This window comes from Sphingomonas sp. (assembly GCF_042095875.1).
Taxonomy (GTDB): Bacteria; Pseudomonadota; Alphaproteobacteria; order Sphingomonadales; family Sphingomonadaceae; genus Sphingomonas.
Genome location: NZ_JBELMJ010000037.1, coordinates 22003 through 33883 on the forward strand (window position 1 = coordinate 22003; position 11881 = coordinate 33883).

10 protein-coding genes are annotated in these 11881 nt (G+C 69.8%); 6 read left to right on the top strand and 4 right to left on the bottom strand.

All coding sequences use genetic code 11. The annotated features are described in order from the left end of the window. Nucleotides 1-20 precede the first annotated feature (20 nt). Together ACFDS6_RS12665 and ACFDS6_RS12670 are read left to right on the top strand one after the other, a co-directional pair. Nucleotides 21-1151, top strand: coding sequence for a GDSL-type esterase/lipase family protein (locus tag ACFDS6_RS12665; RefSeq protein ID WP_375272540.1), 1131 nt, complete (start codon nucleotides 21-23; stop codon nucleotides 1149-1151). Beyond that, nucleotides 1148-1924, top strand: a complete 777-nt coding sequence (locus ACFDS6_RS12670; protein WP_375272541.1) for a polysaccharide deacetylase family protein — start codon at nucleotides 1148-1150, stop codon at nucleotides 1922-1924. Before ACFDS6_RS12665 ends, ACFDS6_RS12670 begins: the two co-directional genes overlap by 4 nt. 36 nt (nucleotides 1925-1960) lie before the next feature. Here the strand turns inward: ACFDS6_RS12670 and ACFDS6_RS12675 are convergent, their stop codons facing one another. Continuing rightward, nucleotides 1961-3421, bottom strand: coding sequence for a S10 family peptidase (locus tag ACFDS6_RS12675; RefSeq protein ID WP_375272549.1), 1461 nt, complete (start codon nucleotides 3419-3421; stop codon nucleotides 1961-1963). Between the two features lie 91 nt (nucleotides 3422-3512). Next, nucleotides 3513-3698, bottom strand: coding sequence for a helix-hairpin-helix domain-containing protein (locus tag ACFDS6_RS12680; protein ID WP_375272542.1), 186 nt, complete (start codon nucleotides 3696-3698; stop codon nucleotides 3513-3515). A gap of 66 nt (nucleotides 3699-3764) precedes the next feature. On the opposite strand from ACFDS6_RS12680, the gene ACFDS6_RS12685 reads away from it, so the two are divergent. Beyond that, nucleotides 3765-4322, top strand: a complete 558-nt coding sequence (locus ACFDS6_RS12685) for a transcriptional regulator (RefSeq protein WP_375272543.1) — start codon at nucleotides 3765-3767, stop codon at nucleotides 4320-4322. Nucleotides 4323-4333: 11 nt separating this feature from the next. Here ACFDS6_RS12685 and ACFDS6_RS12690 read toward each other — a convergent pair whose 3' ends face one another. Both ACFDS6_RS12690 and ACFDS6_RS12695 read right to left on the bottom strand, forming a co-directional pair. After that, nucleotides 4334-5167: a shikimate 5-dehydrogenase gene (locus ACFDS6_RS12690; protein ID WP_375272544.1), complete on the bottom strand. Its 834-nt coding sequence runs from the start codon at nucleotides 5165-5167 to the stop codon at nucleotides 4334-4336. After that, on the bottom strand, nucleotides 5164-5829 hold the full coding sequence (locus ACFDS6_RS12695) for a TetR/AcrR family transcriptional regulator (RefSeq protein WP_375272545.1): 666 nt from the start codon (nucleotides 5827-5829) through the stop codon (nucleotides 5164-5166). The genes ACFDS6_RS12690 and ACFDS6_RS12695 overlap by 4 nt, the downstream gene beginning before the upstream one ends. An 89-nt stretch (nucleotides 5830-5918) precedes the next feature. Here ACFDS6_RS12695 and ACFDS6_RS12700 point away from each other — a divergent pair, with 89 nt between their 5' ends. The 3 genes from ACFDS6_RS12700 to ACFDS6_RS12710 form a co-directional block, all read left to right on the top strand. Beyond that, nucleotides 5919-7142: an efflux RND transporter periplasmic adaptor subunit gene (locus tag ACFDS6_RS12700; RefSeq protein ID WP_375272546.1), complete on the top strand. Its 1224-nt coding sequence runs from the start codon at nucleotides 5919-5921 to the stop codon at nucleotides 7140-7142. Between the two features lie 6 nt (nucleotides 7143-7148). Then, on the top strand, nucleotides 7149-10364 hold the full coding sequence (locus ACFDS6_RS12705; protein WP_375272547.1) for an efflux RND transporter permease subunit: 3216 nt from the start codon (nucleotides 7149-7151) through the stop codon (nucleotides 10362-10364). Nucleotides 10365-10367: 3 nt separating this feature from the next. Continuing rightward, nucleotides 10368-11881, top strand: a 1514-nt coding sequence (locus ACFDS6_RS12710; RefSeq protein ID WP_375272548.1) for an efflux transporter outer membrane subunit, incomplete at its 3' end; no start/stop codon positions are given.

The window sequence follows — 11881 nt, forward strand, 5'->3', positions numbered from 1 at the left end:
GTCGCCCGTGGAGAGGATGCATGAAGCCGATCAAGCTCGCTGGGGGACCAACGAAGTCGCTCTGCATCGCGCTGCTGGCGGTCTCGACGATCGCGGCCGAGCCGGCGGTGCGGGTCGAGCGGGTCGATGGTGCGCCCGGGGCGAGTGTGCCGCTCTTGATGCGCGTGGTTGGGCGCGCCGAGCCGGCCGTCGCGCGGATGATCCGGCGGCAGTGGCCGGGCAGTTACGTCGAGACGCGGTTCCGCGGCACGCAGGCGTTCTTTCGCGTTGGGGCAGGCGAGGTTTCGCTGCGCGTGACGGTCGATGGGAGCGCGCCGGTCGCGCTCGTCCGGCCGGCGCCGGGTGTGTACCGCGTCGGTCCGCTTGAACGCGGCGCGCACCACCTGCGGGTGCAGGTCGTGAGCGAGAGCCAGGCCGGCGCGACCGAGCTGGGTGACTTCACCGCCGCCGCGGGCAGCCGCGCGCTGTCCGTCGACGTGCCCGCGCGCCAGATCGAGTTCATCGGCGACTCGCACACGGTCGGCTATGCCAACCAATCGAGCAAGGCGGCGTGCACCGAGCGCGAAGTGTGGGAGACCACCGACACCGCGGCGGGGCTGCCGGGCCAGCTCGCCGTGCGCTACCACGCCGATTATCAGGTCAACGCGATCTCGGGGCGCGGGGTGGTGCGGAACTATGATGGCAATCCGTGGGACACGTTGCCGGCGGCTTATCCCTACACGCTGTTCGACAAGGCGCGGCGCGCGGGTGATTCGGGGTGGCACCCGCGCGTGATCGTGGTCGCGCTCGGCACCAACGATTTCACCACCGCGCTGCACCCGCGTGAGCGCTGGGCGACGCGCGACGCGCTGCACGAGGATTTCGAGCGGAGCTACGCGCACTTCCTGTCGGGGCTGCGCGCGCGCCACCCGCGCGCGCTGATCGTCGTCTGGGCGAAGCCGATCTCCGGGGGCGAGGTGATCGCGGAGGCGCGCGCGGCGGTGGCGCGGCTGACGCGCGCGGGCGAGCGCCGCGTCGCGTTCGCCGCGGTCGACGGGCTTAACTTCCGCGCCTGCCACGGCCATCCCGACTTGGCGGACGACGCGCGGATCGCGCACGCGGTGGCGGCGCAGATCGACGCGCGCGGCGATATCTGGGGGGATGGCAAGTGACGGTCGGACGGTTCAAGCGTATCGTGAGACTGGCGGCGGCGGCGCTGACGCTGGTGCTGTCGCCAGGCATCGCGCAGGCGCGCGGCACGGTCGTGCTGACCTACGACGATGCGCTGCCGTCGCAGCTCGACCACGCGCTGCCCGCGCTTGATGCGGCGGGGTTGAAGGCGACCTTCTTCCTGTCCGGCGTGCGCGAGGCGGACGTGCCGCGCTGGCGCGCGGCGGCGCAACGCGGACACGAGCTGGGCAACCACACGATCTTTCACCCGTGCGCCGCGGCCAAGTTCCCGGCCGATCCGCGCTTCACCAGCGAGGCGTACACGCCCGCGACCATGCTGCGCGAGATCGCGCAGCAGAACGTCCTGCTCCGCGCGCTCGACGGCCGATCGCGCCACGGTTTCGCGACGCCGTGCGGCGAGCATCTGGCTGGCGGGAAGGATTACCTGGAGCCGCTGCGCGCGGCGAAGCTGGTCGACTACGCGCGCGGCGTCGACATGAGCGATGCCGAGGTGCGCGCCGGTGCCGCGCGGGTCGACGCGATGCACGTCCCTGCACGCGGGTTCGGCGAGAACACGACGCTCGAGCAGCTGATCGCCTTCGCGCGCGAGGCGGAGGCGAGCGGCGGCTGGGCGGTGTACCTGTTCCACGGCATCGGCGGCGATTACCTGAGCGTCGACGCGGCCGTCCACCGCGCCTTTATCCGCTGGCTGCGGCAGCATCGCCGCACGATCCGGGTCGCGACCCTGCGCGACGCGCTCGCCGCCGCGCGCTGACCGGGTGATGGCCGGGCGCGCGGCGGGGCTGCGGGATCAGCGGTAGAGCGCCCGCGCGTCGTTCTTGAACGCGGCGCCGCTGTCGTTCCGGCTGTAGAACATGTGCCCGCCGGCGTAGACCTTGAGCGCGACGCGCTCGGCCGCGCCGAAGGCGGGCATCTGGTCGACGATCAGCCGCGAGGCGAAGAACGGGCACGACAGGTCGTCCCAGCCGTGGACGATCATCACGCGCATCTTGGGGTCGTTGGCGATCGCCTTGCGCAGGTCGGTGACGGGCGTGTCGCTCGGCTTGCCGCGGTTCCACGCCGCATTCACCGAATAGGACAGCGCGTTGTAGCGCGCGTCGGTCTTCCACCCGACCTCGCGCGTGACGAAATCTACCATCGCGCTGGTGGTCGGCGCGATCAGCGCGTCGAGGATCGGGTCGTTCGACTGCTGCTGCGGCGACCAGGGGAAGGGGTCGAACGCGGTGACGTTCGGATCGTACACGCTGCCGATCGTGCCTTCGCTGCGGTGCACCTCGCGCAGGAAGGTGCGGCTGTCGACGCGCCCGCCGAGCCGCTGGACGAGCGCGGGATCGAGCCCGGTCAGCTGCGTGACGCGCGTGACGATCCGCCCCGTCGCCTGCGGGTCCGACCGCCCGCGTAGCAGGTCGCGCGCGAAGTCGCCGCGGCTGTAGTCCTCGACCTCTTGCATCGCCGCCGGGGTCAGCCGGCCCTGCCGCTCCAGGTTCGCCGCCGCCATCGAGGGCAGGTCGATCATCCACGGCAGCGGCGACAGCGCGGTGGCGTCGTCGCCGACCGCGGGGTCGAGATAGGGCGACACCATGATCAGGCCGTTGACCCCGACGCCGATCTGCGACTGGAGTTCGTAGGCGATGCGCGGCGCGCGGTACCCGCCGTAGCTCTCCCCCATGACGTATTTGGGCGAGCGCAGCCGGCCCTCCTTCACCAGCCAGTCGTAGACGATCTTGGAGAGGTATTTGATGTCGGGATCGTTGGCGTAGAACGCCTTCTTGGTCGCCTCCGCGTCGACCAGGCTGCGGCTGAACCCGGTGCCGATGGGGTCGATGAAGACGAGGTCGGTGAAGTCGAGCCAGGTGTTGGGATTGTCGGCAGCAATCGGCGCGTCGGACGGCGCGTCGCCCTGCGCGCCGAACTGGACCCGCTTGGGGCCGACCGCGCCCATGTTGAGGTAGACTGACGCCGCGCCCGGCCCGCCGTTGAACGCGAAGGTGACGGGGCGCGACGGATCGCGGCCGGGCACGGTATAGGCGGTGTAGACGACCTGCCCGATCTCCTTGCCCGTCTCGTCGCGCACCGGCAGCGTGCCGACGGTGGCGCGGTAGCCGAGCACGCGCCCGCCGACGCGGACGCTCTGCGCGATCGTGCGGTCGGCGGGCAGCGGCGGCAGCTTGACGCCGTCGTCGGTCTTCTTCTCGATCGTGGTGGTCGTCTTGTCGCTCTGCGCCAGCGCCGGCGCGGCGGACGCGAGCATGGTACCTGCGGCAAGCAGGAGGACGAGTGGTGACACGGTGCTTCCCCTTTTTGCGGCAGCTTAGCCGCTGCGCCGCGGGGGGCAAGCCGGGTCAGTCGACGCGCAGGTGCGCCTCCACGCAGTCGATCTTCTGCGCGAGCCCGGGCACCTCGTTCAGGTGGCGCAGCGCGCCGAAGCGCCCGCGCTCCTCGCGGTAGCGGACGATCTCCGCCCCGTGGCCGGACAGCTGCGGCACGGTGTTCAGTTCGTCGGCGGTGGCGGTGTTGAGGTCGATCATGGCGCCTCAACCCTGCCCGCGGCGCGGCGTTCCGGTACCGATCGCGCCGACGCGCGTTGTGGCACCATGCTGGTGTTCCTCGATTTCGAAGCCTCGTCCTTGTCCAAGCGGAGCTACCCGATCGAGGTCGCCTGGGTGTTCGAGGACGGACGCAGCGAGCGCCACCTGATCCGCCCCGCGGCCGCGTGGGACGATTGGGACGCGGCGGCCGAGGCGATCCACGGCATCGCGCGCGCCGAGCTGGTCGCCGACGGCGAGGATCACGCCCAGGTGGCACGGCGGATGCTGGATCAGCTGACCGGCCACGACCTGCTGGCGAGCGCGCCGTCGTGGGACGGCAAGTGGTTGAGCGCACTGCTGCGCGCCGCCAAGCTGCCGCGCCACAGCCTGCGGCTGCGCGACAGCGACGACGCGCACCGCGAGCGCGCGCACGCGATCCTGTCGCGCGTGCTCTCGGGCAATGCGCTGGCGTCCGCGGTCGCCGACATCCTAGAGCAGAGCGAGCCGCGCCGCGGGGGCGAGCCACCCGCACACCGCGCGCTCGCCGACGCGGAGGAGGAGCACGCGCGCTGGCTAGCGATCGGTCGACTGGCGCAGGCGCGCGTCGCGGCGCAGTCGGCCTAAGCGACCTCGGCCTAGTCGATCTCGCCGCGCGCGAAGGCGGCGGCGTGCGCGACGTCGTCGTCGCCCGGTCGCGCGCCGGTGTAGAGGATGAACTGCTCCAGCGCCTGCAGCACTGCGACGTCCGCGCCCGCGATCGTCGTCTTGCCCGCAGCTCGGGCGTCGCGCAGGAACGGCGTTTCTGCGGGAAGCGCCACCACCTCGAACGCGACCCGGCACGCTTTAATCGCCGCGTGCGGGAAGGCGAGCGCCTGCTCATCCCCGCCGCTCATCCCGATCGGGGTTGCGTTGACGAGCAGGGCGGCACCGTCGCCCACCTCGGCGCGCCAGCTGAACCCGTAGCTTGCCGCCAGCGCGCGGCCCGCGCCCTCATTACGCGCGACGATCGTGCCGGTGCGGTGCCCACGGTCGCGTAGCGCCGCCGCCACCGCCTTCGCCATCCCGCCCGACCCGCGCAGCGTGAAGGGCAGGGCGGTATCGACCCGCGCGCGGTCGAGCAGGTCGCGCACCGCGCTGTAGTCAGTGTTGTATCCGGTCAGCCGCCCATCGTCGTTGACGATCGTGTTGACGCTGTCGATCGCCGCCGCGGAACCGGCCAGCCCGTCGAGCAGCGGGATGACCGCTTCCTTGAACGGCATGGAGATGGCGCAGCCGCGCACGCCCAGCGCGCGCAGGCCGCGCACCGCGCCCTCCAGGTCGTCGGTGGTGAATGCCTTGTAGACGTAATCGAGCCCGAGCCGATCGTAGAGGCGATTGTGGAAGCGCGAGCCGAAGTTTCCCGGTCGCGCCGCCAGCGACATGCACAGGGTCGTGTCGCGCCCGATTGGCGGCTTGGTCGCCGCGTTCACGGCAGCGCTTCGTCGGCGTCGGCGCGCGCGATCGCCGCATCCTCCCGGCACAATGCGTCGATCTGCGACTCGATGCAGGCGATAAGCGGGGTGAACACGGCATGGTCGACCTGGCCCGGCCACAGCACGCGGCGCTGCATCACGCCCCAGGACACCGTCAGGATCAGGTTGGCGAGCGTCACCAGCCGCGCGTCAGGAATGCTGGGCGACACGATGATGCGCAGCGCCAGCACCAGTTGCTGCCGCAGCCGTTCGTCGATCATGTGGAAGATCGCGGCGATCCGCTCGTTGCGTGCGGCCTCTGCAGTGATCTCGGCGAAGATGCGCGCGTCGTCCACCTCCTGGCAGCCGACGAAGTCCGCAATCCACGCGCGCACCGCGGCATGGTCGCCGGTCGTGCACGCGTTGCACAGGACGCCGTCGTACAGGAACTCGTCGAGGTCCTGCTCGACCATCGCCGCGACGATCGCTTCCTTGTTGGCGAAATCGCGGTAGATCTGTCCGACCAGCACCCCCGACTCGCGCGAGATCTGCGCCATCCCGGTGTTGTGGAAGCCCGCGTCGGCGAACAATTTTCGGGCGGCTCGGATCACCTTCGACCGGCGAGCATTTGCTTTCTCGTTGCGAAGGCACGTGACGAGCGCCGCTTCGGAATAGGTCATCATCTCCTTCCCATATTGACGCTGCCGCATCTTCGCAGTAGCAGCATTCGTGAGTGATCGTTCATTCACACAATTTTTCCGGGAAGTCCATGCTGATCAATCGTTTCGCGGTCGCCGCGATGCTGGTGGTGCCGCTCGCCGCGTGTGGTGGGGGCCAGGAGCAGGCGCAGCAGCCCGCCGGTCCGCCGCAGGTCGGCGTGGTCGCGGTCAAGAGCGAGTCGGTGACGCTCACCACCGTGCTGCCCGGTCGCACGGTGGCGTTCGAGACGTCGGAGGTGCGCCCGCAGGTCAACGGCCTGATCCAGGCGCGGCTGTTCACCGAGGGCGATCAGGTGCGCGAGGGGCAGCCGCTCTACCGCATCGACCCGCAACCCTATGTCTCGCAGGTGGCGAGTGCGCGCGCCGCGCTCGCCCGCGCGCAATCGGCGATCGCGTCGAGCGCCGCGCTCCAGCGCCGCTACGGCGAGTTGGTCAAGATCAACGCGATTGCCAAGCAGGATTACGAGAACGCGATCACCTCGGCGGCGCAGGCGCGCGCCGACGTGGCGGCGCAGCAGGCGGCGCTGCGCTCCGCGCAGATCGACCTGTCGCGCACCACCATCCGCGCGCCGATCTCGGGCCGGATCGGTCGCTCGATCGCGACCACGGGCGCGCTCGTCACCGCGGGGCAGACGACCGCGCTCACCACCATACAGCGGCTCGACCCGATCTACGTCGACGTGCCGCAGTCGAGCGCCGATCTGCTGGCGCTCAGGCAGAAGATCGCGTCGGGCGACCTGACGCGCGGCAATCAGGCCGCCCGCGTCCAGCTGCGGCTGGAGGACGGGTCGGTCTACCCGATCGAGGGCACGCTCCAGTTCGCCGACGTCAGCGTCGATCCCGCGACCGGCACGCAGACGATCCGCGCGCGTTTCCCCAATCCGCGCAGCCTGCTTCTGCCGGGCATGTACGTGCGCGCCGAGTTGATCGAGGGCACGCAGGGCGACGCCTTGCTGGTGCCGCAGCGCGCGGTGCAGCGCGACGAGAAGGGTAACCCGACCGTGATGGTCGTGGGTGCCGACAACAAGGTGCAGATGCGCACGCTGACCGCGCCGCGCACGATCGGCGACAATTGGCTCGTCACCGCCGGGCTCAAGGCCGGCGAGAAGGTGATCGTCGAGGGCGGCATGATGCTGCGCCCCGGCATGCCGGTGAAGGCGGTCGCGTGGAACCCCAACGCGAAGCCCGGCGCGCAGCCGGGTGCGCCGCAGGGGCAGGGCGCGCCGCAGGACGGGGGCGGCGGCGCCGGCCAGCCGCAGCAGGAAGCGAAGTAACCGCTCATGTCACGCTATTTCATCGACCGGCCCATCTTCGCGTGGGTGTTGGCCATCGTTGTGATGCTCGCGGGCGTGCTCGCGATCCGCAGCCTGCCGATCGCGCAATTCCCCGCGATCGCGCCGCCCGCAGTGTCGATCACCGCGACCTATCCGGGCGCCGACGCCGCGACGCTCGAGAATACGACGACGCAGATCATCGAGCAGCAGATGAAGGGGATCGACCACCTTCGCTACTTCTCGTCCTCGTCCTCGTCGGCGGGCACCGTCACGATCACGCTGACGTTCGAGCAGGGCACTGACCCCGACACCGCGCAGGTGCAGGTGCAGAACAAGCTGCAGGCGGCGACCCCGCTACTGCCGCAAGAGGTCCAGCGCCAAGGCATCATCGTCGCCAAGGCGACGCAGAACTTCCTGCTGTTCGTCGGCCTGTATTCCGAGAACGGCCAGCACGACGCGATCGACCTCGCCGACTATGTCGCGTCCAAGATGCAGGACCCGCTGTCGCGCGTGACCGGCGTCGGCGACACGCAGATCTTCGGCTCGCAATATGCGATGCGCATCTGGGTCGATCCGCTCAAGCTCAACAATTATTCGCTGACGATGGCGGACATCACCAACGCCGTCACCGCGCAGAACGCGCAGGTGTCGGCCGGGCAGTTGGGCGCGCAGCCCGCACCCAAGGAGCAGATGCTCAACGCCACCGTGTCGGTGTCGTCGCGCCTGACCACCCCCGAGCAATTCGGCCAGATCCGCCTGAAGAGCAACACCGACGGCTCGGTGGTGCGGTTGAACGACGTCGCGCGCGTCGAGATCGGCGCGGAGAATTACGGCTTCTCCGCGCAGTGGAACGGCAAGCCCGCGTCGGGCATCGGCGTCAAGCTGGCGCCGGGCGCGAACGCGCTCGACACCGTCGACGCGGTGAAGGAGCGGATGACCGAGATCGGCAAGCAGCTGCCGCCCGACGTCAAGGTCATCTTCCCGTACGACACCTCGCCGTTCGTGCGCCTGTCGATCGAGCAGGTGATCCACACGCTGGTCGAGGCGGTGGTGCTCGTGTTCCTCGTCATGTTCCTGTTCCTGCAGAACTGGCGCGCGACGATCATCCCGACGATCGCGGTGCCGGTGGTGCTGACGGGCACGTTCGCGGTGCTGGCGATCGCGGGCTACTCGATCAACACGCTGACGCTGTTCGGCATGGTGCTCGCGATCGGCCTGCTGGTCGACGACGCGATCGTCGTGGTCGAGAACGTCGAGCGCCTGATCGTCGAGGAGCATCTCTCGCCCAAGGACGCCGCACGCAAGTCGATGGACGAGATCTCGGGCGCGCTGATCGGCATCGGACTGGTGCTGTCGGCAGTGTTCCTGCCGATGGCGTTCTTCAGCGGCTCGACCGGCGTCATCTATCGCCAGTTCTCGATCACGATCGTGTCGGCGATGGTGCTGTCGGTCGCGACCGCGCTGATCCTGACCCCCGCACTGTGCGCGACGATCCTGAAGCCGCACGACCCCGACAAGAAGCAGGGGAACGGGCCGCTCGCGCGCTTCTTCCGCTGGTTCAACGACCGCTTCGATCGCGGGCGCGACCGGTACGAGAAGGGCACGCGCGCGACCGCCAGGCGTTGGGGTCGCTCGCTCGTGGTGTACGCGCTGATCGTCGGCGGCATGGTGCTGCTGTTCACGCGGCTGCCGTCGGGGTTCCTGCCCGAGGAGGACCAGGGCGTGATGATCGCGCTGGTGCAAGGGCCACCCGGCGCCACCACCGAGCGCACGCAGAAGGGTCTCGACCTCGTTAGCGATTACTTCCTCAGCAAGGAAGGCGACGCGATTCGCGGCGTGTACACGATCAACGGCTTCAGCTTTGCCGGAACCGGTCAGAACAGCGGCATCGCGTTCATCCCGATGAAGGAGTGGAAGGATCGCTCCGGCGCCGAGAACCGCGCGCAGGCGGTGGTCGGGCGCGCCATGGCGGTGCTCGGCCGCTACGCCGACGGCATGATCTTCGCGGTGATCCCGCCCGCGGTGCAGGAACTGGGCAATGCGTCGGGCTTCGACCTGCAACTGGTCGACGAGGCGGGCATCGGGCACGAGAGACTGCTCGCCGCGCGCAACCAGATGCTGGGCATGGCGGCGCAGGACAAGTCGCTGGTCGGCGTGCGTCCCAACGCGCTCGACGACGCGCCGCAGCTCAAGATCAACGTCGATCAGGACAAGGCGCGCGCGCTCGGGCTCGACCTTGAATTGATCAACAACACGATCTCGACCGCCTGGGGCGGGGCGTACGTCAATGACTTCATCGACCGCGGTCGCGTGAAGCGCGTGTATCTGCAGGTCGACGCGCCCTACCGGTTGCGCCCCGAGGACGTGGCGAGCCTCTACGTGCGCGGCACCGACAATGCGATGGCGCCGTTCACCGCCTTCTCCACCACCTCGTGGCAGCAGGGCGCGACCCAGCTGACGCGCTACAACGGTCAGCCGTCGATGGAGATACTGGGGCAGCCGGCACCGGGCGTGTCGTCGGGCACGGCGCTGAAGGCGATGAACGACATCCACGCCAAGCTGCCGCCGGGTACCCGGCTGGAGCCCACCGGGCTCAGCTACGAGGAGCAGCTCTCGGGCGGGCAGGCGCCGGCATTGTACGCGCTGTCGCTGCTGATCGTGTTCCTGTGTCTCGCCGCGCTGTACGAGAGCTGGTCGGTGCCGATCTCGGTCATGCTGGTGGTGCCGCTGGGCGTGGTCGGCGCGTTGCTGGCGGCGTGGTTGACCGGGCTCAACAACGACATCTACCTCCAGGTCGGCCTCATCACGACGATCGGCGTTTCGGCCAAGAACGCGATCCTGATCGTGGAGTTCGCCGAGGAGAAGATGCGCGACGGGCTGTCGGCGTTCGACGCCGCGATCGAGGCGGCGAAGATCCGGTTGCGACCGATTCTGATGACCAGCCTCGCCTTCGTCTTCGGCGTGCTGCCGCTCGCGATCTCGACCGGTGCGGGCGCAGGTGGACAGAACGCGATCGGCCGCGCGGTGGTCGGCGGCATGCTGACCGCCACGATCTTCGCCATCTTCCTAGTCCCCATGTTCTTCGTCGTCGTCCTGCGCCTGTTCGGGCAGGGCGGCCACGCGGAACCCGCCGCACCCGACGCGCCGGACGGCAGTGACGGGAACGATCGCGGCCGCGACCACCATCCGAACCAGGGCCGCCCCGCGGTCGAGGGAGCCTGACCTGTGACCCGCTCCGTTACCTTCGCCGCGCTCGCGCTGTCGACCGCGCTCGCCGGGTGCAACCTCGCACCCAAGTATGAACGCCCGACCGGCGCGGTGCCGGCCGCGCTGCCGCAGGGCGGCGTCTACCCGCGCGCGGCGAGCGACGTCGCCGACGTGTCCGCGATCGGCTGGCGCGACTTCTTCCTCGATCCGCGGCTCAGACAGGTGATCGACACCGGGCTGGCCAACAACCGCGACCTGCGGATCGCGGCCGGCAACGTGCTCCAGGCGCGCGCGCAATACCGCATCCAGCGCTCCGACCTGGTGCCGACGACGACGCTGTCCGGTTCGGCGACCTATACCAACAACATCTTCGGCGCGACGGGTGCCAACGCTGGCGCGGGAGCGGGCGGCGCGACCGGCGGCGGCGCGGGGACGGGCATCGGCGGCGGCACCGGTGCGGGTGGTGGTGTCGGCGGCGGCATCGGCGGCGGTGGCGCCGGAGCAGGGGTCGGCGGTGCGGGCGTCGGCTCGTCCTCGTCCAACATCGAATTCTACTCGGTCAACGCCGGCTTCTCCGCGTTCGAGCTCGACCTGTTCGGCCGCGTCCGGAACCTGAGCCGCGCCGCACTGGAGCAGTATTTCGCGACCGAGGAGGCGCAACGCTCGACCCGCATCAGCCTGATCGCGGAGATCGCGACCGCGTGGCTGACGCTCGCCTCCGACCAGGAGCAATTGCAGCTGTCGCGCCGCACGCTCCAGACCTTCGGCGAGACGCTGCGACTGACGCAGGCGCAGTTCCGCATCGGCGTCGCCTCCGAGCTCGAGGCGCGGCAGGCCGAGACGAACTACCAGTCGGCGCGCAACGACATCGCGACGCTGACCACGCGCGTGACGCAGGACCAGAACGCGCTAAACCTGCTCGTAGGCACGACCGTACCCGCCGAGCAGCTGCCCGCCGGTCTGGGGCAGGTGGCCTACACGCGCGACGCGCTGCCGGGCGATGTCTCGTCCGAAGTGCTGCTGCGTCGCCCCGACGTCCTCCAAGCCGAGCATCAGCTGATCGCGCAGAACGCCAACATCGGTGCGGCACGCGCGGCGTTCTTCCCGCGCATCTCGCTCACCGCGACGATCGGCACGATCTCGACCGCATTGTCGGGGCTCTTTGGCGGCGGCAGCTTCACATACACGGGCGCGCCCTCGGTCGGCCTGCCATTGTTCGACGGGGGCGCGGTCAAGGGTAACCTCGACTACGCCCGTGCATCGCAGCAGGTGGCGGTGTCGACCTACGAGCGCGCGATCCAGACCGCGTTCCGCGAGGTAGCCGATGCGCTCGCGCAGCGCGGCACGATCGGCGAGCAGGTGGCCGCGCAATCGGCGCGTGCCAATGCCGCGCAGGTCGCGGCGCGCTTGTCGGAGGCGCGATACCGCGCGGGAGTCGACTCGTTCCTCGTCTCGCTCGACGCCCAGCGCGTATCCTACGCGGCGCAGCAGCAGCTCGTCACGACTCGCCTCAACAGCGCCAGCAACCTGGT

Bases quoted from the DNA above. Each gene is read 5' to 3' on its own strand.
- ACFDS6_RS12695 (WP_375272545.1), bottom strand. From the start codon at position 5,829: ATGACCTATTCCGAAGCGGCGCTCGTCACGTGCCTTCGCAACGAGAAA.
- ACFDS6_RS12705 (WP_375272547.1), top strand. From the start codon at position 7,149: ATGTCACGCTATTTCATCGACCGGCCCATCTTCGCGTGGGTGTTGGCC.
- ACFDS6_RS12665 (WP_375272540.1), top strand. From the start codon at position 21: ATGAAGCCGATCAAGCTCGCTGGGGGACCAACGAAGTCGCTCTGCATC.
- ACFDS6_RS12680 (WP_375272542.1), bottom strand. From the start codon at position 3,698: ATGATCGACCTCAACACCGCCACCGCCGACGAACTGAACACCGTGCCG.
- ACFDS6_RS12700 (WP_375272546.1), top strand. From the start codon at position 5,919: ATGCTGATCAATCGTTTCGCGGTCGCCGCGATGCTGGTGGTGCCGCTC.
- ACFDS6_RS12675 (WP_375272549.1), bottom strand. From the start codon at position 3,421: ATGCTCGCGTCCGCCGCGCCGGCGCTGGCGCAGAGCGACAAGACGACC.
- ACFDS6_RS12685 (WP_375272543.1), top strand. From the start codon at position 3,765: ATGCTGGTGTTCCTCGATTTCGAAGCCTCGTCCTTGTCCAAGCGGAGC.